Origin of the sequence: Sphingobium terrigena (genome assembly GCF_003591655.1) — a bacterium.
Classification (GTDB): Bacteria; Pseudomonadota; Alphaproteobacteria; order Sphingomonadales; family Sphingomonadaceae; genus Sphingobium; species Sphingobium terrigena.
In genome coordinates, this window is sequence record NZ_QVRA01000006.1 from 24432 (window position 1) to 50449 (window position 26018).

Sequence of the window (26018 nt, forward strand, 5' to 3'; positions counted from 1 at the left end):
TGACCATGACCAACATCATCGCCGCCGACATTGGCGGCACCAATGCCCGCTTCGCGCGCGCCTCGCTCGACGATCGCGGTGTGCCGACGCTCGGCACCGTGCGCAAATATAAGGTCGCCGACTATCCCAGCCTGCAAGCCTGCTGGGCCGCCTTCACGCAGGATGAAGCCGACAGCGGCGAAGGCGACCTGCCCGACGCCGTCTCGATAGCCTTTGCCACCGCCATCGGCCGCGAGGTCATCAAGCTCACCAACTCCAGCTGGGTCGTCCGTGCCGATACGCTGGCCGACGATCTGGGCGTCCGCACCGTCAAGCTGGTCAATGATTTCGAGGCGGTCGCCCACGCCGTCTCCCGCCTGCCGGACGAAAATCTCCCTTTGCTGTTCGGCGAGGACCGCCCCTTCCCCCGCGACGGCGGCGTCACCATCCTTGGCCCCGGCACCGGGCTTGGCGTCGCGATGATCGCCTATGACAATGGCCATCCCCATGTCATCGCAACCGAAGGCGGCCATCTCGACTTCGCCCCGCTCGACCAGTTGGAAGAAAAAATCCTCGCCTATCTGCGCGACAAATTCCTCCGCGTCTCGACCGAGCGGATCGTGTCCGGGCCGGGCCTCAACTATATCTACAAGGCGATGGCGACCATCGGTCATGACCGGGTCATGCTGATGGAGGACCCCGAATTGTGGCAGGCGGCGCTGGAGGATAGCGATCCTTTCGCCCGCGCCGCGCTCGAACGCTTCTGCCTCTGCTACGGATCGGTCGCGGGCGATCTCGCGCTCGCCCATGGTCCCCATGCCGTGGTGCTGGCCGGTGGTCTGACCCAGCGGATGCGCGACTTTCTGCCGCACAGCGGCTTCCACACCCGTTTCAAGGCCAAGGGCCGGTTCGAAAGCCTGATGGCCTCGGTCCCGATCCGTATGGCCATCCACGACGAAATCGGCCTGTTCGGGGCCGCCGCCGCCTTTAGGGAGCAATAAGCATGAGCAAATTGACCGTCGAAAAAGTGATGGGCCTCGCCCCGGTGATCCCGGTGCTGGTGGTCGACCGGGTCGAGGACGCCCTCACCATCGCCCGCGCCCTCGTCGCCGGTGGCCTGCCCGCGCTCGAAGTCACGCTGCGCACCCCCGCCGCGCTCGACGTGATCCGCGAAATGAGCCAGGTCGAAGGGGCCGTGGTCGGCGCAGGCACCGTCCTCAACCCCGAACAGCTCGACGCCGCGATGGAGGCAGGCGCCCGCTTCATCGTCAGCCCCGGCCTCACCAAGCCATTGGGCAAGGCCGCGATTGCCGCCAAAATCCCCTTCCTGCCCGGCACCGCCACGGCGGGCGACATCATGCGCGGCATGGATATGGGCCTCACCCATTTCAAATTCTTCCCCGCCGAAACATCGGGCGGCTTGCCAGCACTGAAAGCCCTCGCCGCGCCGCTCCACACCGCCCGCTTCTGCCCCACCGGCGGCATCACGCTCAAAAGCGCCCCGGAGTGGCTGGCCCAGCCCTTCATCAAATGCGTCGGCGGCAGCTGGGTCGTGCCCAAGGGTCCGGTCGATGGCGCAAAGATCGAGGAACTCGCCCGCGCCGCCGCCGCCCTGCCGCGCGGATAAAAGTGGGCGGATGACGTAGGGCGGGGCCATTGCGCCCCGCCACATCGCGCCCTAGATGGAACGCCATGATGACCCGTCGGCTGCTCCCCTATCTCGCCCTGCTCCTGTCCGGCTGCACCGGCGCGCAGCTGAGCTATCCCTCGCTCGCCAAGCGCCCGATCGAGAGCGCCCCGGTCGCCGAAGCCACCCCGCCCCCGGCCCCGATCGCCGCCGACGCCAAACTAGCGGCACAGATCAGCCGCTTCACCGCCCAGTCGGAAACCGGCCGCACCGGCTTCGACGCTGCCTACGCCACGGCGGAAAAAGCCGCCCGCGCTGCGTCAGGATCATCGGTATCCAGCGACGCCTGGGTCGCCGCGCAGGTCGCCATCAGCGCGCTGGAAACCGCGCGCAACGACAGCGTCTCCGCCCTCGCCAGCCTCGACACCCTCTATGTCGATCGCACCAGCGCCATCGCCGATGGCAAGGAAAATGGCGGCCTCGAAGCCCTCGACACCGCCCGCACCGCCGCCCTAGCCATCGTCGACAGCCAGAATGACCGCATCGACGCGCTCAAGGGGCAGTTGGCCCAGCCTTAATATTCATCCTCCCCTTTAAGGGGAGGTGGCAACGCGAAGCGTTGACGGAGGGGTGTCACCCTATCGATAGCGGGACACCCCTCCGTCTGGCCTTCGGCCCGACACCTCCCCTGCAAGGGGAGGAGCAGGAGCCGTGCAAAACTGATTGAATATAAGCCCTAAACCGCGTCCACCGCCGCCTTATGCGCCTGCGCATAATCGACATAGCGCGCCGCGCCACCGCCCAGCTTCGCCACCATCTCGTCCGACAGGTCACGCATATATTTGGCCGGTCGCCCCGCCCAAAGTTGCCGCGCCGGCAGCCGCTTGCCCGGCGACAGCAAAGCCCCCGCCGCCAGCATCCCGTCACTCTCGACCACGCAGCCATCCATGACGATCGCGCCCAGCCCCACAAAAGCCCGGTCCTCCAGCGTGCAGCCATGCACCATCGCCATATGGCCGATCAGCACATCATCCCCGATGATCGTCGGCCAGCCCTCGACCGGTCGGTCGATGCCGTCGCCGGGGCTGTCGCAATGGATCACCGTGCCGTCCTGCACATTGCTGCGCGCGCCGATCCGCACCCGGTTCACGTCCGCACGAATGACGCAATTATACCAGATGCTGGCGTCCTCACCGATCTCGACATCGCCGATGATCCGGCATCCGGGCGCAATGAAGGCGCTGGGGTGGATGACCGGCACCTTGCCCTTGAAGGGGATGATGGTGACGCCCGGATAATCGCTCATCTCACGCCCCCAGCAGCCGCGCCGCGTGCAACGCATGATAGGTCAGCACGCCCGAACACCCCGCCCGCTTGAACGCCATCAGCGTCTCCAGCACCAGCGCGTCGCGGTCCCCCGCGCCAGCCGCCGCCGCATGTTCGATCATCGCATATTCGCCCGACACCTGATAGGCGAACACCGGCACGGCAAACTGCTCCTTAACCCGGCGGATGATGTCGAGATAGGGCAGCCCCGGCTTCACCATCACGCTGTCCGCCCCCTCGGCCAGATCCAGCGCCACCTCGCGCAATGCTTCTTCCGCATTGGCCGGGTCCATCTGATAATTTTTCTTGTCGCCCTTCAGCAGCCCGCGCGATCCCACCGCGTCGCGGAACGGACCATAAAAAGCGCTCGCATATTTGGCGGCATAGGACATGATCTGGACATTCACATGGCCATCGGCCTCCAGCGCCGCGCGGATCGCGCCGACCCGACCGTCCATCATGTCGCTGGGCGCAATAATATCCGCCCCCGCCGCCGCCTGATTGAGCGACTGGCCGATCAGCACATCGACGGTCGCATCGTTAAGAACATAGCCCGTGTCGTCCAGCAACCCGTCCTGCCCATGCGCGGTATAGGGGTCCAGCGCCACGTCGGTCAGCACGCCAATGTCCGGCACCGCATCCTTGATCGCCCGGATCGCCCGGCACATCAGATTATCGGGATTAAGCGCCTCCGCCCCATCATCGCTGCGCCGGTCGGCCTGCGTGTTAGGGAACAGCGCCAGGCAGGGAATCCCGGCATCCTGCGCCTCCCGCGCCCGCGCGACGATGCCATCCACCGACCAGCGCGACACGCCGGGCAGCGCCGCAATCGGCTCCTCGACATGATCCCCCTCGGTCACGAACAAGGGCCAGATGAAATCGCTGGGCGACAGACGATTTTCCGCAAACATCGCCCGGCTCCACGCCGAAGCCCGCACGCGCCGCATCCGCAGCGCCGGATAGGAAGATTGGCTCATGGCGCGGGTCTAGGCGCGGGAGAGCGGGGGATCAAGCAGCAGCGGTCAAATCAAATCCTTTAGGCACTCATGTCTATAATCGACGGCGATAAGCCAATCAGAATAAGGGGACATGGATTTCCTACACCCCTCGCAACCCGGTCCTGCAGCTTTGCCCAGTGCGTTGTTGCTTGCCCGAATTTATCGGCGACAAATTTTCGCGACCATGCCGTTGCAAAGTCTGCACCTCTCGCAATATCAGCCTCAATTTGGCGACGTTGCGGCCCTGTAGGGGAGCCTGCACCAAATTCTTCAAGTCCGTCAAAGCTGTCGATCCCGCGATCGGTCGCGAATTTTTCGACCCTCGACCGCATCGTGGCCTGCATCTCGGAACCTCTCGTAATGATACCGCCGATGCTGATTGCCCCCTCAGCATGAAGTCGCTTGAAATTCTCCAAATCTCGATCAAAAAATGGATCCTTGTTATTCCATTCGATCTCAAGCGCCACAGTCCCGCTATCCGCGCGCCGAACATGATCAATTTCATGGCTCACGGATTCTTTGGGAACACCATCGACTATCTTTTTCATTTCGAAATTATGCTTCGACCATTGGAGTGCCGCCAATCCACGCCGCAACCGTTGGGTCATTTTTGCTTCACCGCCACCACCGCCGATTATCTCTGTCATCGGCAAAGAAATATTCAGCAACGCCCCTTCCAGTTCGTCGATCAAATCTGGAAAGTCATGCAACATAATCGCTTGTGCATGGTTGGTGAACTCAACCTCAAAGCCGCTATCGCGCAAACGATCGAGCATCATTCGGCAGCAATTGCACTATTATAACTGTAAGTATCCCATGTCGGACGGTAATTTTCGTCGGCCTGATTACCCCATACCGTCCAATTCTCCCGCGCGCCCCGACTAAACATTTCCAGGCGGGGACCCCAAGAACATGCCTCAATGACATCATATTGCTCATCGGGCTTACGGCTATGCTCACGCTTGCGAGTCTGAATCATATTGACCTGACTGCGTCCTGGCGAAAGCGTGCGTGCGTTCTTTCCACGCACTCCAAACAACAGCAATTCTGTCACGTTACGAAAATAAAACCCTACCCCGCGACCATCAGAACCGCCATCCTTACGGATTTTATGCCAAACAATATTGGAGATATATCGAAATCCCCATGCATTCATTACCTGTATTCCTTCAGGCAAAAGCGCATTCGGAACCCACAAATAAAGGTGCGACGGATCTGCAGCAATATTTGCAACCGGCAGATCGCAAATTTCATCTAATGTCATCGTACCATAGCGATTAAGTCGCTTATGCTCTGGGGCGACTTTACCAGTCCTGTTTTGGAACTGCCATGGCGGATCAGCCAGAATTGTGCCGAAACGTTGATCCTTAGCCAAAGCCAGCAGATCATCATGAGCGGAGAGGCCGGATGAGAACATAACAAGATCTTCCTTTGCGCCCGTCCAAATGTCAAGCGAATCACAGGGTGAATTTTGCTTATCCACCCAATCCCCGCCTTTCCCTCAAATCGCCCTACTTCGCAAACCGCCGAAAGAAACTGTCCCCATTCCAGGTCGGCCGCGCCGCGCCATTGGCCACCCTCAGCGTCACCGCCGTCACATAGTCGTTCAGCTTCGCGCTCTCGGCGGGCATCACCGGCTGGTTCAGATCGTCGAAGGGCGAGTGATAGATATTCGCCCGCCACGCCTTTTCGGTGGCGGCTTCAGGCGTCCCGGCCTTGAAGCCATATTTGAAGAACAGCGCCGGTATGCCCTCGCGGATGAAGGCATATTGGTCCGACCGGATGAACACGTTGCGGTCGGGGAAGGGATCGGGGGTGATGGGCAGGTTCATCGCCGCGCTCACGACTTCCGCATCCTTGCCCAGCGAGCTTTGGTCATAGCCGATCGGCGTCACGCTGGTCAGCGGGAAGATCGGCAGCGCCATGTCGAAATTCAGGTCCGCGACGATGCTCTTCTGCGGCACGGTCGGGCGACGCGCGAAATAGCGGGCGCCCAACAACCCCTTCTCCTCCGCAGTGACGATGGCGAACAGGATCGACCGTTTCGGCTTCACCTTGCTGGCTTTCAAGGCACGGCCAATCTCCAGCAGGCTGGCCACCCCCGACGCATTGTCGAACGCGCCATTATAGATCGCATCCCCCTTGATCGGCGTGCCGACGCCATAGCCGTCCAGATGCGCCGACAGCACGACATAGTCATGCCGCAACTTGGGATCGCTGCCCGGCAGCATAGCGATCAGATTGGGGGAGGACAATTCAGCCCGCGTCGCGCTCACCTGCGCCTTCAGCCGCACCGCCAGTGGAAAGGAGGCGACCGGCGCAGACGCATCCGCCGCCGCCGCGATCGCGGCAAAATCCTGTCCCGACCCGGTAAACAGCAGATCCGACTTGGCCGGGTCAAGCTGCGCGCCCAGGAACGGCGTCTGCGTATCCCGCAAACTGACATCGCTATAATAAAGCGCGGGCGCGCCGGACAGAGCGATCCGCCGGTCCCAGGGAATCTCCACTTGCTTGGGCGTCACCAGCGTGATCAGCCCCAGCGCGCCCTGCTCCGCCAGCCAGTGCGACCGTTCCGACCGCGCATGGGATTTGAGCGCGCCCGACAGGGTCGCCGGACCACCCGACAGCACGACGACGATCTTGCCCTTCAAATCCAGCCCGGCAAAATCATCATGCCCCGCTTCGGGCAGATGCAGGCCATAGCCCGCAAACACCAGGGGCGCGTCGATGCTTTCGGGCACCGGCCCGCCCCCGCCGCCAAAGATCAGGTCGCCCGGCACCGCAAGCGGCACCACCCCCTGCGGTCCCACCAGCGCCGCGCTGGACTTGTCCGACACGATCCGCTGCTCGACAAAGGCAACCAGCTGGCGAAAGCCCTGCGTGCCAGCGGGTTTCAGGCCCATCGCCTGAAACTGGCCGATCACATAGGCCGCCGCCTTGTCATAGCCGGGCGTCCCCGTGCCGCGCCCCTGCATCGCGTCGCTCGCCAGCATCTCGACATGCGCCCACCAGCGCGCGCCCCTGTCCCCCTCAGCCTCCCCTTCCGCCTCTGCCAGCGCGGTGCTGCCAACCATCAACGCGATCAGGGATATGCCGAAGGAAAGGCCGCGCATACTCATGCTACTCCACTCAAATCTGGTTGCTATCTTGCCCGATCCTGTCCGACGAACAAGGGGGCTTGGAACCACCACCGCGAACGTGTATTAACGTGGCAATACAGTATGGAGATGATGATGCCCCATTCCCCGACTTTGTCCGCCCTGCTCGTCGCCGGACTCGCTCTCTCGACCGCCGCCTGCTCGCGCGATGCCAATGACGCCGCCCCTGCATCCAATACCAGCGCGACGCAGGACTGGTCGACGCTCAAAAATTTCACCGCGATCGACGCCACCGGCCCGGACGATGTCGCCGTGATGATCGGCGACAGCTATTCCGTCAAGGCAGAGGGTGATCCCAAGGCGATCGAACAGCTCGACATCATGGTCAAGGGCGACCGGCTGGTCATCGGCCGCAAGTCGAACGGCAACTGGAGCTGGGGCCGCAAGGACGATAATGAAGGTGCGACCATCCGCGTCACCATGCCCACCATCCGCGCCGCTGCTTTGACCGGCGCAGGCGATTTCACCCTCGACCGGGCGGAGGGCGACGCGCTCGACCTGTCGCTCACCGGCGCGGGCGATTTCGACATCGGCGCGGTCAAATTGCGCAGCCTGAAAACCGACATTACCGGCGCCGGATCGATCAAGATTTCCGGCACCGCTGATGAAGGCAAACTCGCCATCACCGGCGCGGGCGATATCGAAGCCGACGGCCTCAAACTGGGCAAGGCGGACGTGTCGATCCTGGGTGCAGGCAACATCGCCTTTGCGTCGGACGGCGCGGTCGCTATCAGCATCATGGGGCCGGGCGACGTGACGGTAAAGGGCAAGGCGCAATGTACGACAAGTGGCACAGGACCGGGCGAGGCGCGCTGCGCGCCCTGATCGGCGCGACGATCCTGATCGCGACGCCCGCAGCGGCGGCGACGCGCGGCTATACCATCACCAGCTTCGACGCGATCCGGCTCGATGCGCCGGTCAGCGTCGTCATCACCACTGGTGCTGGCGCATCGGCCCGCGCGGAGGGGGATCAGGCGCTGCTCGACGGGCTGAACGTCAATGTCTCCGGCCGCCTGCTCACCATCACCATGATCCGCCCGCGGCCCGGCGAAAAAGGCGGCGGCGCAGCGACCCTGCGCCTCTCCACCGGCGACCTTTCCCGCATCGTCCTGACCGGGGGCGGATCGGTAACGGTCAGCCGGATGAAGGGGCTGCGCGGCGACATCGTGCTGGGCGGCAATGGCGACGTGACCGTGGCGGCGATCGACCTCGACCAGCTCGATCTGTCGCTGGCGGGCGGTGGCCGCGCGACGCTCAGCGGAAGAACAGGCGTCGCCAATATCCGCGTCTCCGGGCCGGGTGCGGTCGCGGGCGAAGCCCTGCGCGCGCGCCAGGCGACCCTTGCCAATGACGGGCCGGGCAGCATCGCCCTGACTGCCGAGGTCACGGCCAAGGTCACCGCGACTGGCTCCGGCGACGTCACCGTCAATGGCAAGGCCGCCTGCTCGGTCGACAATCGCGGCACCGGGCGCATCGCCTGCGGTGGCGAGCGCTATTGAACGATAATGACAAAGCGCCGCTGCTCTGGCATCGGCCACAGCAATTAAGTGTGAACGGGGCGATCATGACGACTATCGGGATTTTCGGGGCCGCTGGCCGCATGGGCCGCGCCATCGCGCAGGTCGCCGCTGACGCAGGCCTTGGCATAGCGGGCGGCACCGACCGCGACGGCAGCGGCGAGATCGCACCGGGCATCGCCATCACCACCGATCCGCTGGAACTGGCACAGCGCAGCGACGTGCTGATCGACTTCTCCGTACCCGGCGCCCTCTCTGTCCATCTCGATGCCTGCATTGCCGCCAACAAGCCGATCCTGATCGGCACCACTGGCCTGGAAGCCGTCCATCACGCCCTGATCGACGAAGCCTCGGCGATGATCCCCATCCTCCAGACCGGCAACACCTCGCTCGGCGTCAACCTGCTCGCCGCGCTGGTGGAACAGGCCGCAGCGGGGCTGGGCGACGACTGGGATATCGAGATTGTCGAGATGCACCACCGGCACAAGGTCGATGCCCCCTCCGGCACCGCCCTGCTGCTGGGCGAAGCCGCCGCGCGCGGACGCGGCATCACGCTGGCCGACCATAGCGAACGCGGCCGCGACGGCATTACCGGCGCGCGGGCACAGGGCGCGATCGGCTTTGCGGCGCTTCGCGGCGGATCGGTCGCGGGCGACCACCAAGTCATCTTCGCGGCCGAAGGCGAACGCATAGAAATTGGCCACCGCGCCGAAAACCGCAATATTTTCGCCCGCGGCGCGGTCAAGGGCGCGCAATGGCTGATCGGCCAGAGCGTCGGCCGTTACGACATGAAGGGCGTGCTGGGTCTCTGACGCCGATGAACAAGGCGCAGATCTTCGACTTTTTCAGCCGCCTGGCCGAAGCCAATCCCGCGCCGGTGACGGAGCTGGCCTATGGCAATCCCTATCAGCTGCTGGTCGCGGTCACGCTCTCGGCCCAAGCCACCGACGTCGGCGTCAACAAGGCGACCCGCGCCCTGTTCATGGACGTCACCACCCCGCAACAGATGGTGGACCTTGGCGAGGAAGGCCTCAAAACCCATATCCGCACCATCGGCCTGTTCAATACCAAGGCGAAGAATGTCATCGCCCTGTCGGACATATTGGTGCGCGACTTTGGCGGGGAAGTGCCGCAGGATCGCGACACGCTGACCACCCTGCCCGGCGTCGGGCGCAAGACCGCCAATGTCGTCGTCAACACCGCCTTCGGGCAGGAGACGTTCGCGGTCGACACCCACATCTTCCGCGTCGGCAACCGCACCGGGCTGGCCCCCGGCAAGACCGTACTGGCTGTGGAAACAAAACTCGACAAGCGCGTCCCGCAGCCCTTCCGCCGCGACGCCCATCACTGGCTGATCCTGCACGGCCGCTATATCTGCAAGGCGCGCAAACCCGAATGCTGGCGCTGCCCGGTCGCCGACCTGTGCCGCTTCAAGCCCAAAACCCCGCCGCCCGCCTGACGCCACACCGTTCTTCCTGGGTTCAGACCGGGCGCGCTAAAGACGGGTTTCACCGTCCTGCGACGTCGATTCGTTCAAACGCAATCGAAGGAGAGAAACCATGTCCGTCCGTCTCGCTTTGGGTCTCGCGCTGGCCTGCGCCGTCACCCCCGCCATCGCCAAGACCACGCCCGACCCCTATGTCCCGACCGGTGCCAAGGCGCTCGATTGCGTCCCGCTGACGTCGATCCGCTCGACCAATGTGCGTAATGACCGCACCATCGACTTCATCATGAACGGCAACAAAATCTACCGCAACACCCTGCCCAACAGCTGTCCCAGCCTGGGATTTGAGAAGCGCTTTTCCTACCGCACCAGCCTGTCGCAGCTTTGTTCGGTCGATATCATCACCGTGCTGTGGAACAATGGTCCCGGCCTGCAACCGGGTGCCAGCTGCGGCTTGGGCAAATTCCAGCCGATGCAGAAAGCGCCGAAATAAGATGGCCCGGTAGCGATTTTGCCGCTGGCGCGGACGAACGGCCTTTGCTAAGCGGCCTGTCTGACACGGCTTACCAGCCAGCGTCATGCACCCATAGCTCAGCTGGATAGAGCGTTGCCCTCCGAAGGCAAAGGCCAGTGGTTCGAATCCACTTGGGTGCACCAAAATACACAAATAAATCAGTGATTTGGTAGAAAGCAACCTTTCCCGCTATTGGCTTTGCGGAGACCGAAACTCGCGAATTTCGGCCGATATGATCGTCCAATCCCGTGGATTTCGGCCAGAAACGCCCTCAGCAAACCGCACCCGCATCAACAAGTCTGCACGGACTGATTGGCTGCGTGAATCCGTGAGGACTGGCTGGATGGTGAGCAGGCTGAACCTGCATCGCCCCATTCAATAAGGCGCATCCCCGTCCCGCGCGGGAATCGCGCCCCGCTGGCCGATATTCCATCCCGCCAGCCGATGCCCCGCCAGCGCCGCGTCCACCGGCGTCGCGCCTGCCAGCCGCGCATGGAGATAGCCACCGTTGAAGGCATCGCCAGCCCCGCTGGAATCGATTACCGGCACCCGCTGCGGGATCGGCACGATAGTGCCATCGACCAGAGCGCCATCGCCGCCCAGCTTCACCACCACCTCGCGCCCCTCACCCGCGCCCCAGCGGGCGGCGGCGTCCTGCGCGTCGTCGGCTGCGCCCATCTCCACCTCGTCCGCCAGCGTCGGCAGGCCCATGTCGCTCACGGCGATCGCCCGGTCGCGCCAGTGGCAGGCGGTCGCCGCGTCGCGCCACAGCCGGGCGCGATAATTGCCGTCGAAGGCGACCTTGCCACCCTTGGCCCGCACGCTTGCGCACAGGTCCAGCAATGCCTCCCGCCCCGCGTCCGGCAGGATGGCGAGCGTGATCAGCGAGAAATAGAGCAGGTCGGATTGCGCCGCCTGCGCCACCATCTCCGCGCTGCCGGGCAGGTCGAACATCCGCCGCGCCGCTGCCTCGCCCCGCCAATAATGGAAGCTGCGCTCGCCGGTCGCGTCGGTCTCGATCGCGTAAAGCCCCGGCAGCCGGTCCGCCGCGCGCAGCACCAGGCTGGTGTCGACCCCTTCCGCCTCCCACGCCGCGCACAGATCCGCGCTCATCGGGTCCGCGCCCAGAGCGCTGGCCAGCCGCACCGTGTCGCCCGACCGCGCCAGGTGGATCGCGGTGTTGATGACATCGCCGCCATAGCGCAGGTTCCAGCTGTCGCCGCTCCCCCGGCTCAGTTCCAGCATCGCTTCGCCGATGACCGTGACATTAGCCTTTGCTACGCTGTTCATGCTGCATCCCGCTCCTTATGACACCGGTTTCGTGCGGAGTGACCGCGCGCAAGTCAAGCCATCGGCCGGACAAAGTCCCGTTTTGCATCAATTCGGGAACGTTTGTGCGACAACAACGTTTTGCCTGTTGGCAAGGACACCTATACTCCATCCGACGTCCGCCTTCGGGGAATTGATGATTAGCGCTGCGCCTGGACGTCCCGACAACCGCTTTGAACTGCTGGTCCAGAGCATTACCGATTATGCCGTCTACATGCTCGATCCCACCGGCATCGTCGTCAGCTGGAACGCGGGCGCGCGCCGGTTCAAGGGCTATGAAGCGGACGAGATTATCGGCCAGCATTTTTCCCGTTTCTATACGGCGGAGGATCAGGCGAGCGGCGTGCCTGCGCTGGCCCTCTACACCGCCGACCATGATGGCCGGTTCGAGGCGGAGGGCTGGCGCGTGCGCAAGGATGATACGCATTTCTGGGCCAGCGTCGTCATCGACCCGATCCGTGATCCGCAGGGGCAATTGCTGGGTTTCGCCAAGATCACCCGCGACATGTCCGAACAGCGTGCCGCGCGCGAAGCGCTGCGCCACAGCGAGGAACGCTTCCGTCTGCTGGTGGAAAGCGTCACCGACTATGCCATCTATATACTGGACCCCATCGGCACGGTGACGAGCTGGAACCGGGGGGCCGAACGCTTCAAGGGCTATCGCGCGGACGAGATTGTCGGGCAGAATTTCGCCCGCTTCTACAGCGAGGAGGACCGCATCGCGGGCCTCCCCTCCCGCGCGCTCCACACCGCCGAAACCGAGGGCCGGTTCGAGGCCGAAGGCTGGCGCATCCGCAAGGACGGCACCCGTTTCTGGGCCAATGTCGTGATCGACCCGATCCGCGATTCCGACGGGCAGTTGCTGGGCTTTGCCAAGATCACCCGCGACCTGACCGAACGACGCGAATCGCAACGTGCGCTGGACGAGGCGCGTGACGCCATCGTCCAGACGCAGAAGATGGACGCGATCGGCAAGCTGACCGGCGGGGTCGCGCATGATTTCAACAATCTGCTGGCGGTGATCGTCGGCAGTCTCGATCTGGCGCGGCAACGCATGGGCAGCGGCGCGGACATCAGCCGCTATCTCGACAATGCGATGGCGGCGGCGGAACGCGGCGCGACGCTGACGCAGCGGATGCTGGCCTTTGCCCGCAAACAGGAACTAAAACTGCAAAGCGTCGATTGCATCGGGCTGGTGCGCGACATGGCCGATCTGCTCCAGACGACTTTGGGGTCGGGCATAGCCATCGAAACCCGCTTCCCGATCGCCCTGGCCGCCGCCCATGCCGATCCGGCGCAGCTGGAACTGGCGCTGCTGAACCTGGCGGTCAACGCCCGCGACGCGATGCCGGGCGGCGGGCTGATCATTGTCGAGGCAGCAGAAATCACGGTCGATTCAGGCGAGCGGCCCGATCTGGCACCGGGCGCCTATATCCGCCTGGCCGTCACCGATGCTGGCGAAGGGATGGACGAAGCGACGCTGCAACGCGCGCGCGAACCCTTTTTCACGACCAAGGGCGTGGGCAAGGGCACCGGGCTTGGCCTGTCGATGGTCCATGGCTTTGCCCAGCAATGCGGCGGATCGCTGACCCTGTCGAGCGAGGTCGGGGTAGGCACCAGCGTCGCCCTGTGGCTGCCCGTCGCCAGCGCCGATGCGGTCGAGGCCGCCCCGGCGCGCAGCGAGGCGGTGGACGGCCTCGACACGCCGATGGTCATATTGGCGGTCGATGATGATGATCTGGTGTTGATGAACACGGCGGGGATGCTGGAGGATCTGGGCCATACCGTGTTTCAGGCCAGCAATGCCGTCGACGCGCTGCGCCTGCTGGAACAGGGCGCGGTCGATCTGGTGGTGACGGATCATGCGATGCCCGGCATGACCGGCGCGCAACTGGCCGACGCGATAGAGGCCTGTTTTCCTGGCCTGCCCGTCATCATCATCACCGGCTTTGCCGAGCTGCCCCCCCACGCCAGCGCCCGCCCGCGCCTCGACAAGCCCTTCAAGCAGGCCGAACTGGCCCGCATCGTCCAGGCCAGCCGGGTGTCGCGCGCCGCCGATAGGGTTATCCATGCCACGGTCGCGCCGGGCAGCGATTGAGGCTTTTGGCGGATAGGGGCTTGCCAGCAGCCTGCACATCGCCAATGGAAAAATATTCCCACAAAATCGTAGGATTGCATGGACACGCCGATAGCGCCCACCCCGACATCGCATTTCTTCACGTCGCTGCGCACCCGCCTGCACTATCTCGACTGGGGCAATCCGTCGGCACCCACGCTGATCCTGATCCATGGCGGCTTCGACCATGCACGTAGCTGGGACTGGACGGCGCGGGCGCTGGCGAAGGATTATCATGTCGTCGCCCCCGACCTGCGCGGCCATGGCGACAGCGGCTGGTCGGCCGACGGCGCCTATATGATGACCAACTATGTCTATGATCTGGCGCAGCTGGTCGATTTGCTGGACCGATCGCCGGTGACGATCGTTGCCCATTCTCTCGGCGGGTCGATTGCGCTGCGCTATGCCGGGCTGTTCCCGGACAAGGTGCACAAGATCGTCGCGATCGAAGGGCTGGGCCTGTCCCCCGACCGGATCAGGGAAAAGGCGGAGGAGACCGCCCCGGACGCTTGGCGCGCCTGGATCGAAACCCGCCGCGCCAGCGCCCGCCGCACCCCCAAACGCTATCCCACGATCGAGGCGGCAGTCGGCCGGATGCGCGAACGCAATGAACAGCTATCGCTCGAACAGGCGCTGCACCTGACCATCCATGGCGTCAATCGCAATGAGGATGGCAGCTATAGCTGGAAATTTGACCCCTATCTCAACGGCATGGCGCCCCAGGCCGGGTCGGACGAGGGCCTGCCCGCCTTCTGGGCGCAGATCACCGCGCCGACTCTCCTGTGTCTGGGCCTCGACAGCTGGGCATCCAACCCGGTCAAGGACGGGCGCGCCGCCCATTTCACCAACGCCCGGCTGGTCGAATTTGCCGATGCGGGCCACTGGCTGCACCACGACCAGTTTGCGTGTTTCATTGCGGAATTGCGCGCGTTTTTGTGAATGTATCCTTTCCCCAGTGGTCAGGGAAATAGGATATGGTTTTTCGTAATCTCTCAACGTCATCCTGAACTTGTTTCAGGATCCATCGTGCGCCAAAAGCCGCCGCTCGTGACGAGAAATGGACCCTGAAGCAAGTTCAGGGTGACGAGCTAAGATGGGCGCGGTTCCATGTGCGATAGCTCTGGCTCACAGGACAGGATGCGATTACGCCACAAACCCCGACACCGCCGCGTCATATTCCGCCTTCAGCCCGGCGATAAACGCGCCAGCAGGCTGCACCTTCGTAACCGCCCCAATCCCCTGCCCGCATCCCCACACGTCGCGCCACGCTTTCTTGTCGGACATCGCACCGGCGAAATCCATGTCCGCCGCTTGTGGCAGCGCGTCCGGGTCCATGCCTGCCGCGACGATGCTGGGGCGCAGATAATTGCCGTGGACGCCGGTGAACACGTCGGAATAGACGATGTCGTCGGCGTGGCTGTCGACGATCATCTGCTTGTAGGCGGCGTCGGCATTGGCCTCGCTCGTGGCGATGAAGGGTGACCCCATATAGGCCAGGTCCGCCCCCATCATCCGCGCCGCCGCGATCGAACGGCCCGTCGCGATCGAGCCGGACAGGGCCAGCGGCCCGTCGAACCATTGGCGGATTTCCTGCACCAAAGCGAAGGGGGAAAGCGTCCCCGCATGACCGCCCGCTCCCGCAGCGACGGCGATCAGCCCGTCAGCGCCCTTCTCTATCGCCTTGCGCGCGAAACGGTCGTTGATGATATCGTGCAGCACGATCCCGCCATAGCTGTGGATCGCCTCATTCACCTTTTCCTGCGCGCCCAGCGACGTGATGATGATCGGCACGCGATATTTGATGCACAGCGCCAGATCCTCCTCCAGCCGGGGATTGGTTTTGTGGACGATCAGGTTGACGGCAAAGGGCGCATCCTTGTCGGTTAGTTCCGCCTGCAAATGTTGCAGCCAGCTTTCGAACACCCCCGAAGGCCGGGCATTGAGCGAGGGGAAAGCGCCGACGATGCCCGCGCGGCACTGGGCGATGACCAGTTCGGGCTGCGATATGATGAACATGGGCGATCCGATCAGCGGCAACGACAAACGGCCTTGAAGCGATGTCGGCAGGGTCATGATCGCGGCTCTCCATTGATGCTCTCAAAGCGCGCTATCACTGGCAGGCCCGCAGAAAAAGGCCAAATCTACTGTATTGATGATATAACACAGTTATGCTATGAAGGGACATAATCAACAGTCCTTTGGAGCTGGACGATGTATAGCGAGAGCGATCTACAGGATGCCGTAGCGGCCGGGGTCATCCCGGCGCAAAGTGCGCAGGCGCTGCGCGATCATGTCGCCCGGCTGCGGTCCAGCCCGGTGGTGGATGAAGAATCCTTCCGTCTGCTGACCGGCTTCAATGATATTTTCGTGTCGATCGCCGGCGTCATCCTGCTGGTCGCGGTCGGCTGGCTGGGCAACAGCGTGCGGCTGGGCGCGGCGGAACATCATCCCTCGCTGATGTCGGGCCTGCTGGTCGCCGCGACCAGCTGGGGGCTGGCCGAATATTTCACCCGTCAGCGGCGCATGGCGCTACCCTCCATCCTGCTGCTGGCCGGCTTTGTCGGCGGTGTCGCCTTTGCGCTGGGCGCACTTGCAGCCCAACTCTTCCCCGATGTCGGCGACCGGGTAGGCGCGCTGATCCTGTCTGGCGTAGCCGCGTTCAGCGCGCTGGCGGCCTTCGCGCACTGGCGGCGTTTCATGGTGCCGATCACCGTCGCGGCGGGCGCTGCTGCGGCGGCTGGCGTCGTCGCAGGCCTCGTTATCGCAGCGGTGCCCGACAATGATACCGTGCCCTTCCTGCTGCTGCTCGCCGGAGGCCTCGCCATCTTCGCCTTCGCCATGTGGTGGGACATGTCCGACCGCAGCCGCATCACCCGCCGGTCGGACGTCGCCTTCTGGCTGCACCTGACCGCCGCGCCGATGATCGCCCATTCGCTGTTCCATCTGCTGGGCGTGTTCGACGGCGACGACATCAGCGTTGCCAAGGCTGTGATGGTGATCGCCCTCTATGTTGCCTTTGGCCTTGTCGCCCTGGCGATCGACCGGCGCGCGCTGCTGGTGTCCAGCCTCGCCTATGTCCTCTTCGCCCTCTATGCCCTGTTCAAGCAGGCGGGTGCAGTAGAACTCTCCGCCGCCTTCACCGCGCTGGTGATCGGCTCCTCGCTTCTGCTGCTCTCCGCGCTGTGGCACCACGCCCGCACGCTGGTGGTCAGCGGCCTGCCCCCGGTCCTGACCGACAAGCTGCCCTATCTGGACCGCGCCCCGGCGTAAAAAATCCTCCCCAAGCTTGCTGGGGAGGAACAATGAAGATGTATGCGAAGCTTCAATGATCGCAACCTGTAAGGCCCCTCCCCCTTGAGGGGACGGGAATTGCATATGACTTTTCGTTATCCCTGCAACGTCATCCTGAATTTATTTCAGGATCCATCGTGCCCCAAAAGCCGCCGCTGGAGACGAGAAATGGATGCTGAAATGAATTCAGCATGACGATGAAGGAAGGGGCAGTTCCATATGCAATAGCCTGCCCTTGAGGGGGAGGCCGGGTGGGGGTGTACTGCCGCCAGCGTGGACGCTCGGCTTCGCCTCGCTCCCCCTCCCCTACCCCTCCCCGCCGGGGAGGGGAGATAAAGGCGCAATCATCGCGCCTCTGTTACTACCCCTCCACGATCCGCAACAACTTACGCTCGACCGGGGCCAGGATGTTCTGCAACTCCTGGCCCCGCTTCAATATATGGCCGCCCTCGCCCACCAGCGCCCACATGCCCTGCCGGTTGCGCAGCGCCGGACGCTTTTCGATGCGATATTCGGGGCGTTCGGCGGCGCGGCGGAAGGCGCTGAAAATCGCGGCCTCCCGCCCCATATCCATCGCATAGTCGCGCCAGTGCCCGGCCGACACCATCCGGCCATACAGGTCCATGATCCGTTGCAATTCCAGCCGGTCGAACCCGACCTGCCCCGCGTCACCCTTGGGAAACGGCGTCACATTGGACATCAGGCCCGGTCACGCGCCTTGAACAACGAAGCGTCCTCATCGGTCAGCTTTGGCCGCTGCTGCTCAGCGATCAGTTCAGCCAGCCGCTTCTGCAACTGCTCGACCTCGCACTGGAGCAGTTCCAGCTTCTGCTTTTCCGGGTCGAAACAATCGGTGCAGGGCGTGCCATAGGGCATGAAGTCGCGCTGATAGGCGGTCACATCGACCAGCATCGCGCGCGCGGGGATGCCCACCATCGTCGCGCCCTCGGCCACATCCTTGGTCACCACCGCATTGGCCCCGACCCGCGCCCGCGCGCCGACCGTCACCGGTCCCAGCACCTGCGCGCCCGATCCGACGATCACGCCATCCCGCAGTGTCGGGTGCCGCTTGCCTGCAATGCCATTGGCCGGGTCCGTCCCGCCCAGCGTCACATTCTGGTAGAGCGTCACGTCATCGCCAATCTCCGCCGTCTCGCCAACCACGGTAAAACCATGGTCGATGAAGAAACGCTTGCCGATCTTCGCACCCGGATGAATATCGTTCCCGGTCAGGAAGCGCGAGAAATGATTGACCGCCCGCGCCAGAAAATAGAGCCTCGCCCGGTAGAGCCGATGCGCGACCCGGTGAAAGGCCAGCGACCAGACGCCCGGATAGAGCAGGATTTCGGCCCGTGATCGCGGCGCGGGGTCACGCGACTTGACCGAATCAAGATAGGCAATGAGGTTGCGTACCATCCACATGTCCCTGAACGGGCGCGCATGGTTTCGCGCCGCTGTCACACTATTGAGCGCCAACATAGCAACACAGGTCCGATTTTTCCAGAGACAGCGCTAATTCGCCTTCGCGCCCTCAAACAGAAACTTGCTTGGCGGCCCCGGATAAACCAATCATTGCGGTAGACAATCAGACCAGAGGCCAACGGATGATCGACGCTTTCATCGCCCATTTCGGCGAAATCCTGCCCTTCATCCTCGTCGGATTTGGTGCCCAGATCGTCGATGGCGCGCTCGGCATGGCCTATGGCGTCATCTCCAGCACGCTGCTGCTCACGCTCGGCGTGCCGCCCAGCCGTGCCTCGGCCAGCGTCCATGTCGCTGAAACCTTTACCACCGCCGTCTCCGCAATCAGCCATATCCTGCACAAGAATGTCGACTGGAAGCTGTTTTCCAAACTCATCATTCCCGGTGTCATCGGTGGCGTGACCGGTGCCTATGTCCTGTCCAACATCGATGGCGCGGTCGTCAAACCCTATATCCAGGCCTATCTCGCCGCGATCGGCGTCTATCTCATCTGGCGCGGCTTTCACCTGCCGCCAAAGCAGAAGAACCCCAAATGGGTCGCCCCGCTCGGCCTGGCCGGTGGCTTCATGGATGCGACCGGTGGCGGCGGCTGGGGTCCGATCGTGACGTCCAACCTGCTGCTTCAGGGGTCCAGCCCGCGCCACACCATCGGCACGGTCAATACGGTCGAATTTTTCCTGACCCTCTCGATCAGCATCACCTTCCTCCTTCATCTGGGCTGGGAAGCCTTCACCACCTACACGCTCGGCCTGTTGATCGGCGGCGTATTGGCCGCCCCGATCGGCGCGATGCTCGCCCGCCATGTCGCGCCCCGCCTGCTGTTTACCGCGGTCGGCATCATCCTGACGCTGACCTCGATGATCGGCCTTGCCAAATATCTTGGATATATCGGCTAAGGCACTTATACTCGGCTTTCTGATCGAGGAAGCCGATAGATGTCCAACTACATGCCGACCCTCAAACAGCTGCAATATCTGGTTGCGCTGAAGGAACAGGGTCATTTCGGCAAGGCCGCCGACAGCTGCTACGTCACCCAGTCCACCCTGTCAGCGGGCATCCGCGAGCTGGAATCGCTGCTGGGCGTCACCCTGGTCGAGCGCACCCGCCGCGTCGTCCGCTTCACCGCGCTGGGCGACCGCATCGTGGAAAAGGCGCACCGGGTTCTGCGCGAGGCGGAGGAGCTTTCCGCCATCGCCGAAGCATCGGGCAAGCCGCTGTCGGGCGAATTGCGCATGAGCGTGATCCCGACCATCGCCCCCTTCCTGCTGCCGCGCCTCCTCCCCCGACTGCGCGCCGACCGCCCCGAACTCAAACTCTATCTGCGTGAGGAAACCACAACGGCGGGACTTGAATCGCTGCGCCACGGCAATGTCGATTGCGTCCTGCTCGCGCTCCCCTTCCCCACAGGCGAACTGGAAAGCGAGATCCTGTTTCAGGACCGCCTCTATGTCGCCTTCCCGCGCGACGATCCGCGCGACCCGCCCGACTGGATCGGACCGGAGATGATCGACGAGAGCAAATTATTGCTGCTGGAGGATGGTCATTGCCTCAAGGACCATGCGCTGGCCGCCTGCAACCGCCCCGAATTGCGCGCCAGCGCGATCATGATGGGGACGTCGCTTCACACGCTGATCCAGATGGTCGACAATGGCCTGGGCGTCACCATGCTGCCCGAAATGGCGATCACCAGCGGCATTCTGGAACATACCCAGATCGTCGCCCGCCCGCTCCGCTCCGACCGCGCCTGGCGCGACATCGCCCTGGTCTGGCGCAAGAACAGCCCCCGCGAAAAGGAATTTCACTTGCTCGCCGGGATATTGCGCGAGGCGTCCGACCCACCGGCGGTGATGGTGGAGGCGGCGTAGCATAAAACCCTCCCCCACAGGGCAGGGTTAACGCATATGAAACTGCCCCGTCCTTCATCGTCATCCTGAATTTATTTCAGGATCCATTTCTCGTCTCGAACTGCGGCTTTTGGGGCATGATGGATGCTGAAACGAGTTCAGCATGACGTTGGAGGGATAACGGAACGTCATGCACTGTAGCCGTCTTTGCAAAGGGACGATTTTCAGCAGTGTTCAGTCGTCGCTATTCCATCCCTTCGCCTTCACTTCATCCTCCGCCAGCGCCTCGACCCACCCGGTCGCGCCGTCCGCAAAATGCTCCTTCTTCCAGAAGGGTGCCTCCGATTTCAGCCAGTCGATCAGGAAGGCGCAGCTTTCCAGCGCCGCGGTGCGATGGCGCGATGCGGTGCCCACGAACACGATCCGCGCCCCCGGCTCCAGCCGCCCGAAGCGGTGAATGACGCTCAATCCCAGCAGCGGCCAGCGCGCCATCGCCTCGTCACAGATGCGATCGACCTGCGCCTGCGTCATCGCCGGATAATGTTCCAGTTCCAGCGCGATCAGCCCGCCGCCACCGCGCACCACGCCGGTAAAGCTCGCCACCCCGCCGCCGCCCAGCGCTTCGAGCGCGGCCAGTTCCGCCGCGACGTCGAAGTCGCCAGCCTGCACCGCAACCCGCTTCATCCCCCGGTCACCGGCGGAAACAGCGCCAGCTCGCGCGCATCGCCAATCAGCGTATCGAGCGGCACGAACCGTTGGTCGAGCGCCGCCCGCAGCCGCGCCGTATCCCCCAGCGCCTCGGCATGACCGCCGCCCCGCGCCGCCAACTCAGCCACCAGATCGGCAACGGTCGCGCCCGGCTCAGGCCGCGCCACCTGCTCCTCATCCAGCCCGATCCGCTCACGCACCCAGGCGAAATAGACGATCGTCAGAGCCGCCATCGCTCAATCCATATGCTTTATGCCGACGCGCAGATAATCCCAGCCGGTTATCAGCGTCAGCAGCGCAGCAGCCCACAGCGTCACGATGCCGACCGCCTGGACGAAGGGGAATTGCGGCACCGCCCCCGCCAGGATCAGCGCGCCCAGCGCAATGATCTGGAAGGTGGTTTTCCACTTGGCCAGTCGCGACACCGGCACCGACACCTGAATCCCCGCCAGAAATTCGCGCAGGCCCGACACCGCAATCTCGCGCAGCAGGATGATCATCGCGGCAACGATGTGGATGCCCGCAATGTCGCGCGTTGCGGTCAGCATCAGGATGACGGCGGCCACCATGATCTTGTCGGCGATGGGGTCCAGGAAAATGCCCAGCCGCGACACCGCGCCCTGCGCACGGGCCAGATAACCGTCGAAATAATCGGTGATGCCCATCAGGCAATAGAGCGCAAAGGCCAGCGCATAGCCGGTGATCCAGCGCGCGCCCATTTCCGCAGGCCACAGCAGGGCAACCAGCAACGGCACCGTGACGATGCGCGAAAGCGTGAGCAGATTGGGCAGCGTCAGCATCGCCGCCGACTGCCACAGTCCGGCCCGACGCACAAGGCGCGGCGAATGTTTGCGGTGACGCGATTGGACAGCGGCACCGGCAGCGGCTAGACCCCGCGCCGGTCGCTAACGGAAAAGAAGCCAGATTCATCCATGCAAGCCTCTCTCAGGCTCCTGAACAAGCGTCGTTTTCTGCCGCTTTTCATCACCCAGTTGCTGGGCGCGTTCAACGACAATCTGTTCAAGAACGCGATGGTGCTGTTCGTCGTCTATCAGGTCTATAATGACGAACGGTCCGAAACCTGGTTCAGCGCGCTGGCGACCGGCATCTTCATCCTGCCCTTCTTCCTGCTGTCGGCCCTGTCGGGGCAACTGGCCGACCAGCGCGACAAGGCGGTCATCATCCGCTGGGTCAAGGGCGCGGAAATCGCGATCATGCTGGTCGGCGCGACCGGCCTTGGCCTCATCTGGGGTGGCATCGCCATCCACACGCTGGCCATCCCGCTGCTGCTGCTCGCTTTGTTCGCCATGGGGGTCCACTCCACCTTCTTCGGCCCGATCAAATATGCCATCCTGCCCCAGCATCTTCACGATGAAGAAGTGCTGGGCGGCACCGGCCTGGTAGAGGCCGGCACCTACATCGCGATCCTCGCCGGCACGATCCTGGCAGGCCTGATCCCGGTGGAGATCGCCGCCATCGGCATCGTCATCACCGCCTTGATCGGCTATGTCGCGGGCCGTGAAGTGCCGCCCGCCCCGTCGCTGCTGGAACGCACGCCGATCGATTTCCACATCATCCGATCGTCCGTCACGCTGGTGCGCGGCACCATGCACATTCGCCGACTCTTTCTGGCCATCATGTCGATCAGCCTGTTCTGGGCGGTCGGCTCCATCCTGTTCATCCAGTTTCCGCCGCTGGTCAAAAATGTGCTGACCGCCGACAAATCGGTCGCCAGCCTGTTCCTTGGCATTTTCTCGATCGGCATCGCCATCGGATCGGTCGCGATCAACCGGCTGCTCTGCGGCCATGTGTCGGCCAAATATGCCCCGGCATCGGTCATCGGCATGGGCGCGTGCATCGTCGCCTTCCATGTCGTGTGCGCATTATGGACACCCGCGCCCGCCGGGCAGATGTTCTCGCTGACCGACTTCCTCGCCCATCCCATGGCGATCGCACTGTCCGCCTGCCTGCTGGGCGTCGCGACCTTTGGCGGCATGTTCGTGGTGCCGCTCTACGCTTTCCTGACCACCACGGTCGAAAAATGCGAAGCAGCCCGCACCGTCGCTGCCAATAATATCGTCAATAGCGGCATGATGGTCGTCGGCTCGGTCATCGCAATCGGCCTGACGGTCGCTGGGCTGTCCGTCGTAACGCAGCTATTGCTGGTCGCCCTGCTCTGCCTGCCCTGCGCCTGGCTGGCGTGGAAACTGCACAAAGCGTGCGACGGCCCTGTCTGCGCCTGATGCGCTCAGGAAATGAAGCTGTAGAACGCCGTGAAGAAGGCGCAGAAGCTCAATCCAAACAGCTTCCAGTCGCTATCGTCATCGACCATCTTTCGCTTGCGCGCAGGCACCTGCTCTACGACGCGCAACACATGCTGGGGCAAGCGCTGGCGAAAGGGGTGGCGGGCGGATTCGGTCGTCAGGACAAGGGGGCGTGTTCGCATAGCCACTGGTTAACGCATTATTTACCATTTGGGCCATCGCGAAAGATGGTTAACATTGGCCTGTCCCGGTGCGGGACAGACTTGACTGTATCAGGCGAATAATACAGCATGGCTGAACCGATGACCGATCCGTCCAGCACCGTCGATCCTGCCTCGCTGTCCCCGCGCGAATTTGGTGCCGGGCCGCCCAGCGCCTTCGCCCCGCCCACGCCTTGGCGACGCCGGTTGCAGATAGCGGGCTGGATCATCGCGGCGGGTCTGGCGCTGCTGATGCTGATGATCGGCTGGCTCGCCGTCACCGCCCCGCTCTCCCGCTCGCTGCGGCCGATCGCGCCGCCCAGCATCAGCCTGATGTCGGCGGACAGTCACCTCATCGCCCGGCGCGGCGCGGTGATCGACACGCCTGTCACCATCGCCCAGCTGCCCGCCCATGTGCCCCAAGCCTTCATGGCGATCGAGGATCGCCGCTTCTACAGCCATTGGGGCGTCGATCCGCGCGGCGTCGCCCGCGCCGCCTGGCACAATCTCTGGTCGGACGGATCGTCGCAGGGCGGCAGCACCATCACCCAGCAACTGGCCAAGGGCGTGTTCCTCTCCAGCGACCGCACCATGGGGCGCAAGGCGCGCGAGGCGATGATCGCCTTCTGGCTCGAAGCCTGGCTGACCAAGGACCAGATCCTCGAACGCTATCTCTCCAACGTCTATTTCGGCGACAATGTGTACGGGTTGCGCGCCGCCTCGCTCCATTATTTCAACCGCGCGCCCGAACGGCTGACCATCCCGCAGGCCGCGATGCTGGCCGGTTTGCTCAAGGCACCCTCGCGCCTCGCCCCCACCAGCAACCTGAAGGGCGCGCGCGCCCGCGCCGCGCTGGTGACGCAGGCGATGGTCGACGCTGGCTATATCAGCCAGGCCGAACGCAACGCCCTCTCGCCTGCCCGCCTCAATGTCCGCGAAACCCCCGATGCCACCACCGGGACCTATTTCGCCGACTGGGTCTTGCCCCAGGCGCGCGACCGGGCAGGCGCTGTCTATGGCGAGCAGAAGATCGACACCACGCTCGACTGGCGCATCCAGCGCCTCGCCGAAGCCGCGATCCGCCGTGCGCCGCTGGGCGGGGCGCAGGCGGCGCTTGTGGCGATGAAGCCCGACGGCAGCGTCGTCGCCATGGTCGGCGGGAAAAATTATACCAAGAGCAGCTTCAACCGCGCGGTGCAGGCCAAGCGCCAGCCCGGATCGACCTTCAAGCTGTTCGTCTATCTCGCCGCCTTCCGCGCGGGCATGACGCCGGAGGATATGATCGACGACACGCCGATCACCACCGGCAGCTATCGCCCGGCCAATCATGGCGGCAAATATCGCGGCCGCATCAGCCTGCGTCAGGCCTTCGCCGCCTCCAGCAATGTCGCCGCGGTTCGCCTGACGCAAAAGGTCGGCGTCGACAATGTCATCAAGGTCGCCCGCGATCTGGGCGTCACCGCGCCCCTGACCGAAGATCTCAGCCTCGCGCTCGGCACATCGGAAATTCCGCTGATTGAACTGGCCGAAGCCTATGCAGCTGTCGCGGCAGGTGCCTATCCCGTCCTCGCCCATGGCCTGCCCCCCGAAGAGCAAGGCTGGTTCGAGAAGTTGATGGCGCGCCAGCGCTCCTTTGGCGACGATGAACTGGCGATGATCCGCGACCTGCTTTCCTCCGCCGCCAATCGCGGCACCGGCAGCGCGGCGGCGCTGCGCACCAGCACCTTTGGCAAGACCGGCACGACCCAGGACAGCCGCGACGCCATCTTCGTGGGCTATGCCGGCGGCCTCGTCACCGCCGTCTGGATCGGCAATGACGACAATAGCCCGCTCCCCGGCGGCGCGGCGGGCGGCGGCATCCCCGCGCGCATCTGGCGCAATTTCATGAGCGGCGCGATCAACGAAACGGTCGAGGACGCCCCCGTCGAAACCCAGGACGCCGACCTCGTCAACGCCATCGCCAATATCAGCGTCGAAACCGGCATCGGCAATGTCCAGTTCGGTGTCGACGAAGGCGGCATGACGGTAAATATCGGCCCGGCCCAAATCCGCCTGCCCACCGATCAGCCCGCCCCGCCGGCCGACACAGCCCCACCCCGCATCGCGCCCACGCAACCGCCAGAGGGTGAGGATGGTGGGCCTTAACCCAACACCCGTCATCTCCGCGCAGGCGGAGACCCACCTTGCCACCGGCGATCTAGTCGTGTGACGAAACATGGGT

28 protein-coding genes and 1 tRNA gene are annotated in these 26018 nt (G+C 63.8%); 16 read left to right on the forward strand and 13 right to left on the reverse strand.

All coding sequences use genetic code 11. The features are described from left to right. Positions 1-5: 5 nt before the first annotated feature. From glk to D0Z70_RS08345, 3 genes are all read left to right on the forward strand, one after another. Positions 6-980, forward strand: a complete 975-nt coding sequence (gene glk / locus D0Z70_RS08335) for a glucokinase (RefSeq protein ID WP_119745284.1) — start codon at positions 6-8, stop codon at positions 978-980. A 2-nt stretch (positions 981-982) separates the two neighbouring features. Continuing rightward, positions 983-1606 carry a bifunctional 4-hydroxy-2-oxoglutarate aldolase/2-dehydro-3-deoxy-phosphogluconate aldolase gene (gene eda, locus D0Z70_RS08340; protein ID WP_119745286.1) on the forward strand — a complete coding sequence of 208 codons (624 nt, stop codon included), beginning with the start codon at positions 983-985 and terminating at the stop codon, positions 1604-1606. Positions 1607-1671: 65 nt separating this feature from the next. Next, complete coding sequence (locus D0Z70_RS08345; protein ID WP_119745288.1) at positions 1672-2184, forward strand: hypothetical protein; 513 nt, start codon at positions 1672-1674, stop codon at positions 2182-2184. A gap of 158 nt (positions 2185-2342) precedes the next feature. Here the strand turns inward: D0Z70_RS08345 and D0Z70_RS08350 are convergent, their stop codons facing one another. From D0Z70_RS08350 to D0Z70_RS08370, 5 genes are read right to left on the reverse strand one after another with little or no spacing between them, the layout of a single operon-like run. Continuing rightward, on the reverse strand, positions 2343-2912 hold the full coding sequence (locus D0Z70_RS08350) for a gamma carbonic anhydrase family protein (protein ID WP_119745290.1): 570 nt from the start codon (positions 2910-2912) through the stop codon (positions 2343-2345). Between the two features lies 1 nt (position 2913). After that, the gene (gene hemB, locus D0Z70_RS08355) at positions 2914-3909 is read right to left on the reverse strand and encodes a porphobilinogen synthase (RefSeq protein WP_119745292.1); all 996 of its coding nucleotides are present in this window, start codon (positions 3907-3909) and stop codon (positions 2914-2916) included. Positions 3910-3968: 59 nt separating this feature from the next. Further along, entirely contained in the window at positions 3969-4709 is a 741-nt protein-coding gene (locus D0Z70_RS08360) for a BglII/BstYI family type II restriction endonuclease (RefSeq protein WP_239018858.1), read from the reverse strand. Continuing rightward, entirely contained in the window at positions 4706-5413 is a 708-nt protein-coding gene (locus tag D0Z70_RS08365; RefSeq protein ID WP_239018859.1) for an MT-A70 family methyltransferase, read from the reverse strand. Before D0Z70_RS08365 ends, D0Z70_RS08360 begins: the two co-directional genes overlap by 4 nt. 28 nt (positions 5414-5441) lie before the next feature. Continuing rightward, positions 5442-7043 (reverse strand): M28 family metallopeptidase, encoded by a 1602-nt coding sequence (locus tag D0Z70_RS08370; protein WP_119745296.1) that lies wholly within the window; start codon positions 7041-7043, stop codon positions 5442-5444. Between the two features lie 108 nt (positions 7044-7151). Between D0Z70_RS08370 and D0Z70_RS08375 the strand changes: the two genes are divergently transcribed. From D0Z70_RS08375 to D0Z70_RS08400, 6 genes are all read left to right on the forward strand, one after another. Further along, positions 7152-7913: a head GIN domain-containing protein gene (locus D0Z70_RS08375; protein ID WP_119745298.1), complete on the forward strand. Its 762-nt coding sequence runs from the start codon at positions 7152-7154 to the stop codon at positions 7911-7913. Further along, positions 7865-8587 (forward strand): head GIN domain-containing protein, encoded by a 723-nt coding sequence (locus D0Z70_RS08380; protein WP_119745300.1) that lies wholly within the window; start codon positions 7865-7867, stop codon positions 8585-8587. Before D0Z70_RS08375 ends, D0Z70_RS08380 begins: the two co-directional genes overlap by 49 nt. Before the next feature lie 65 nt (positions 8588-8652). Next, complete coding sequence (gene dapB, locus D0Z70_RS08385; RefSeq protein ID WP_119745691.1) at positions 8653-9417, forward strand: 4-hydroxy-tetrahydrodipicolinate reductase; 765 nt, start codon at positions 8653-8655, stop codon at positions 9415-9417. Positions 9418-9422: 5 nt separating this feature from the next. Further along, positions 9423-10064: an endonuclease III gene (gene nth, locus D0Z70_RS08390; RefSeq protein ID WP_119745302.1), complete on the forward strand. Its 642-nt coding sequence runs from the start codon at positions 9423-9425 to the stop codon at positions 10062-10064. A gap of 100 nt (positions 10065-10164) precedes the next feature. Then, complete coding sequence (locus tag D0Z70_RS08395; protein ID WP_119745304.1) at positions 10165-10542, forward strand: hypothetical protein; 378 nt, start codon at positions 10165-10167, stop codon at positions 10540-10542. An 87-nt stretch (positions 10543-10629) separates the two neighbouring features. After that, positions 10630-10706: transfer RNA gene (locus D0Z70_RS08400), tRNA-Arg, on the forward strand. Between the two features lie 232 nt (positions 10707-10938). On the opposite strand, the gene D0Z70_RS08405 is transcribed toward D0Z70_RS08400, so the two are convergent. Further along, the gene (locus tag D0Z70_RS08405; RefSeq protein WP_119745306.1) at positions 10939-11853 is read right to left on the reverse strand and encodes a sugar kinase; all 915 of its coding nucleotides are present in this window, start codon (positions 11851-11853) and stop codon (positions 10939-10941) included. Positions 11854-12028: 175 nt separating this feature from the next. On the opposite strand from D0Z70_RS08405, the gene D0Z70_RS08410 reads away from it, so the two are divergent. Next, positions 12029-13990, forward strand: a complete 1962-nt coding sequence (locus D0Z70_RS08410; protein ID WP_119745308.1) for a hybrid sensor histidine kinase/response regulator — start codon at positions 12029-12031, stop codon at positions 13988-13990. A 78-nt stretch (positions 13991-14068) separates the two neighbouring features. Next, positions 14069-14947 carry an alpha/beta fold hydrolase gene (locus D0Z70_RS08415; protein ID WP_119745310.1) on the forward strand — a complete coding sequence of 293 codons (879 nt, stop codon included), beginning with the start codon at positions 14069-14071 and terminating at the stop codon, positions 14945-14947. Positions 14948-15151: 204 nt separating this feature from the next. Here the strand turns inward: D0Z70_RS08415 and D0Z70_RS08420 are convergent, their stop codons facing one another. Beyond that, on the reverse strand, positions 15152-16081 hold the full coding sequence (locus D0Z70_RS08420; RefSeq protein WP_119745312.1) for an NAD(P)H-dependent flavin oxidoreductase: 930 nt from the start codon (positions 16079-16081) through the stop codon (positions 15152-15154). 138 nt (positions 16082-16219) lie between these two features. On the opposite strand from D0Z70_RS08420, the gene D0Z70_RS08425 reads away from it, so the two are divergent. Further along, complete coding sequence (locus tag D0Z70_RS08425; protein WP_119745314.1) at positions 16220-17278, forward strand: hypothetical protein; 1059 nt, start codon at positions 16220-16222, stop codon at positions 17276-17278. A gap of 382 nt (positions 17279-17660) precedes the next feature. On the opposite strand, the gene D0Z70_RS08430 is transcribed toward D0Z70_RS08425, so the two are convergent. Both D0Z70_RS08430 and epsC read right to left on the reverse strand, forming a co-directional pair. After that, the gene (locus tag D0Z70_RS08430) at positions 17661-17999 is read right to left on the reverse strand and encodes a DUF2794 domain-containing protein (protein WP_119745316.1); all 339 of its coding nucleotides are present in this window, start codon (positions 17997-17999) and stop codon (positions 17661-17663) included. After that, entirely contained in the window at positions 17999-18715 is a 717-nt protein-coding gene (gene epsC / locus D0Z70_RS08435; protein ID WP_119745693.1) for a serine O-acetyltransferase EpsC, read from the reverse strand. Before epsC ends, D0Z70_RS08430 begins: the two co-directional genes overlap by 1 nt. A 188-nt stretch (positions 18716-18903) precedes the next feature. On the opposite strand from epsC, the gene D0Z70_RS08440 reads away from it, so the two are divergent. Continuing rightward, a complete protein-coding gene (locus D0Z70_RS08440) occupies positions 18904-19677 on the forward strand; it encodes a sulfite exporter TauE/SafE family protein (RefSeq protein ID WP_119745318.1) in 774 nt (257 codons plus the stop codon). 39 nt (positions 19678-19716) lie between these two features. Further along, positions 19717-20646, forward strand: a complete 930-nt coding sequence (locus D0Z70_RS08445; RefSeq protein WP_119745320.1) for a hydrogen peroxide-inducible genes activator — start codon at positions 19717-19719, stop codon at positions 20644-20646. A 213-nt stretch (positions 20647-20859) separates the two neighbouring features. Here D0Z70_RS08445 and D0Z70_RS08450 read toward each other — a convergent pair whose 3' ends face one another. The 3 genes from D0Z70_RS08450 to pgsA are packed head-to-tail and all read right to left on the reverse strand — an operon-like array spanning position 20860 to position 22133. Continuing rightward, the gene (locus D0Z70_RS08450; RefSeq protein WP_119745322.1) at positions 20860-21309 is read right to left on the reverse strand and encodes a molybdenum cofactor biosynthesis protein MoaE; all 450 of its coding nucleotides are present in this window, start codon (positions 21307-21309) and stop codon (positions 20860-20862) included. Continuing rightward, entirely contained in the window at positions 21306-21566 is a 261-nt protein-coding gene (moaD, locus tag D0Z70_RS08455; protein ID WP_119745324.1) for a molybdopterin converting factor subunit 1, read from the reverse strand. The genes D0Z70_RS08450 and moaD overlap by 4 nt, the downstream gene beginning before the upstream one ends. A 3-nt stretch (positions 21567-21569) precedes the next feature. Continuing rightward, entirely contained in the window at positions 21570-22133 is a 564-nt protein-coding gene (gene pgsA, locus D0Z70_RS08460) for a CDP-diacylglycerol--glycerol-3-phosphate 3-phosphatidyltransferase (protein WP_119745326.1), read from the reverse strand. Positions 22134-22265: 132 nt separating this feature from the next. On the opposite strand from pgsA, the gene D0Z70_RS08465 reads away from it, so the two are divergent. Next, positions 22266-23576 (forward strand): MFS transporter, encoded by a 1311-nt coding sequence (locus tag D0Z70_RS08465; RefSeq protein WP_119745329.1) that lies wholly within the window; start codon positions 22266-22268, stop codon positions 23574-23576. A gap of 5 nt (positions 23577-23581) precedes the next feature. On the opposite strand, the gene D0Z70_RS08470 is transcribed toward D0Z70_RS08465, so the two are convergent. Then, positions 23582-23779, reverse strand: coding sequence for a hypothetical protein (locus D0Z70_RS08470; protein WP_119745331.1), 198 nt, complete (start codon positions 23777-23779; stop codon positions 23582-23584). A gap of 108 nt (positions 23780-23887) precedes the next feature. Between D0Z70_RS08470 and D0Z70_RS08475 the strand changes: the two genes are divergently transcribed. Continuing rightward, positions 23888-25942, forward strand: coding sequence for a transglycosylase domain-containing protein (locus tag D0Z70_RS08475; RefSeq protein ID WP_119745333.1), 2055 nt, complete (start codon positions 23888-23890; stop codon positions 25940-25942). Positions 25943-26018 lie beyond the last annotated feature (76 nt).

Excerpts from the sequence above, each read along its gene's own strand:
- D0Z70_RS08360 (WP_239018858.1), bottom strand. The coding sequence starts at position 4,709 with ATGATGCTCGATCGTTTGCGCGATAGCGGCTTTGAGGTTGAGTTCACC.
- D0Z70_RS08465 (WP_119745329.1), top strand. The coding sequence starts at position 22,266 with ATGCAAGCCTCTCTCAGGCTCCTGAACAAGCGTCGTTTTCTGCCGCTT.
- D0Z70_RS08415 (WP_119745310.1), top strand. The coding sequence starts at position 14,069 with ATGGACACGCCGATAGCGCCCACCCCGACATCGCATTTCTTCACGTCG.
- D0Z70_RS08420 (WP_119745312.1), bottom strand. The coding sequence starts at position 16,081 with ATGACCCTGCCGACATCGCTTCAAGGCCGTTTGTCGTTGCCGCTGATC.
- nth (WP_119745302.1), top strand. The coding sequence starts at position 9,423 with ATGAACAAGGCGCAGATCTTCGACTTTTTCAGCCGCCTGGCCGAAGCC.
- D0Z70_RS08350 (WP_119745290.1), bottom strand. The coding sequence starts at position 2,912 with ATGAGCGATTATCCGGGCGTCACCATCATCCCCTTCAAGGGCAAGGTG.
- eda (WP_119745286.1), top strand. The coding sequence starts at position 983 with ATGAGCAAATTGACCGTCGAAAAAGTGATGGGCCTCGCCCCGGTGATC.
- D0Z70_RS08375 (WP_119745298.1), top strand. The coding sequence starts at position 7,152 with ATGGAGATGATGATGCCCCATTCCCCGACTTTGTCCGCCCTGCTCGTC.
- D0Z70_RS08450 (WP_119745322.1), bottom strand. The coding sequence starts at position 21,309 with ATGAAGCGGGTTGCGGTGCAGGCTGGCGACTTCGACGTCGCGGCGGAA.
- glk (WP_119745284.1), top strand. The coding sequence starts at position 6 with ATGACCAACATCATCGCCGCCGACATTGGCGGCACCAATGCCCGCTTC.
- D0Z70_RS08395 (WP_119745304.1), top strand. The coding sequence starts at position 10,165 with ATGTCCGTCCGTCTCGCTTTGGGTCTCGCGCTGGCCTGCGCCGTCACC.
- D0Z70_RS08345 (WP_119745288.1), top strand. The coding sequence starts at position 1,672 with ATGATGACCCGTCGGCTGCTCCCCTATCTCGCCCTGCTCCTGTCCGGC.
- moaD (WP_119745324.1), bottom strand. The coding sequence starts at position 21,566 with ATGGCGGCTCTGACGATCGTCTATTTCGCCTGGGTGCGTGAGCGGATC.
- D0Z70_RS08430 (WP_119745316.1), bottom strand. The coding sequence starts at position 17,999 with ATGTCCAATGTGACGCCGTTTCCCAAGGGTGACGCGGGGCAGGTCGGG.
- D0Z70_RS08425 (WP_119745314.1), top strand. The coding sequence starts at position 16,220 with ATGTATAGCGAGAGCGATCTACAGGATGCCGTAGCGGCCGGGGTCATC.
- pgsA (WP_119745326.1), bottom strand. The coding sequence starts at position 22,133 with ATGCTGACGCTGCCCAATCTGCTCACGCTTTCGCGCATCGTCACGGTG.
- D0Z70_RS08405 (WP_119745306.1), bottom strand. The coding sequence starts at position 11,853 with ATGAACAGCGTAGCAAAGGCTAATGTCACGGTCATCGGCGAAGCGATG.
- D0Z70_RS08410 (WP_119745308.1), top strand. The coding sequence starts at position 12,029 with ATGATTAGCGCTGCGCCTGGACGTCCCGACAACCGCTTTGAACTGCTG.
- dapB (WP_119745691.1), top strand. The coding sequence starts at position 8,653 with ATGACGACTATCGGGATTTTCGGGGCCGCTGGCCGCATGGGCCGCGCC.
- D0Z70_RS08475 (WP_119745333.1), top strand. The coding sequence starts at position 23,888 with ATGGCTGAACCGATGACCGATCCGTCCAGCACCGTCGATCCTGCCTCG.
- hemB (WP_119745292.1), bottom strand. The coding sequence starts at position 3,909 with ATGAGCCAATCTTCCTATCCGGCGCTGCGGATGCGGCGCGTGCGGGCT.
- D0Z70_RS08445 (WP_119745320.1), top strand. The coding sequence starts at position 19,717 with ATGTCCAACTACATGCCGACCCTCAAACAGCTGCAATATCTGGTTGCG.
- D0Z70_RS08380 (WP_119745300.1), top strand. The coding sequence starts at position 7,865 with ATGTACGACAAGTGGCACAGGACCGGGCGAGGCGCGCTGCGCGCCCTG.
- D0Z70_RS08370 (WP_119745296.1), bottom strand. The coding sequence starts at position 7,043 with ATGCGCGGCCTTTCCTTCGGCATATCCCTGATCGCGTTGATGGTTGGC.
- D0Z70_RS08440 (WP_119745318.1), top strand. The coding sequence starts at position 18,904 with ATGATCGACGCTTTCATCGCCCATTTCGGCGAAATCCTGCCCTTCATC.
- epsC (WP_119745693.1), bottom strand. The coding sequence starts at position 18,715 with ATGGTACGCAACCTCATTGCCTATCTTGATTCGGTCAAGTCGCGTGAC.
- D0Z70_RS08470 (WP_119745331.1), bottom strand. The coding sequence starts at position 23,779 with ATGCGAACACGCCCCCTTGTCCTGACGACCGAATCCGCCCGCCACCCC.